2 tRNA genes are annotated in these 496 nt (G+C 45.6%); both read right to left on the bottom strand.

Annotated elements, in window-relative coordinates:
• Positions 1–182: 182 nt before the first annotated feature.
• Positions 183–258: transfer RNA gene (locus BZK41_RS26765), tRNA-Ala, on the bottom strand.
• Between the two features lie 105 nt (positions 259–363).
• A tRNA-Ile gene (locus BZK41_RS26770) sits at positions 364–440 on the bottom strand.
• Positions 441–496: the final 56 nt, after the last annotated feature.

Here is a 496-nt window from a genome sequence, read left to right on the forward strand (position 1 = left end):
TTCATCATCGACCTGCAAAAATTTGAGAGACTCGAACACACCATTTTTCATTTCTTATTACGGAGAAATGAAACAGTGTGTCGTTTCAATTTTCAGCTTGATCCAGATTTTTAAAGAGCAAAACTTCGCAGTGAACCTTTTCAGGTACACTCTGAAGTTTTCTTGTGTTTTTGCAGTAAGGATGGTGGAGCTATGCGGGATCGAACCGCAGACCTCCTGCGTGCAAGGCAGGCGCTCTCCCAGCTGAGCTATAGCCCCATCGTAGTTATCTCATTCACCTTAATTCTTGCTGAGACAAGGCGTGGAACGGCGAAGCATACTGAAGTATGCGAGTCGTTTCACAACGCGGTATCAGAAAGAATTTGGTAGGCCTGAGTGGACTTGAACCACCGACCTCACCCTTATCAGGGGTGCGCTCTAACCACCTGAGCTACAAGCCTGCAGAGATTTTCTTACTGCTAATTTTCATCAGACAATCTGTGTGAGCACTACAAAG

The organism is Citrobacter sp. A316 (assembly GCF_002042945.1).
Taxonomy (GTDB): domain Bacteria; phylum Pseudomonadota; class Gammaproteobacteria; order Enterobacterales; family Enterobacteriaceae; genus Citrobacter; species Citrobacter portucalensis.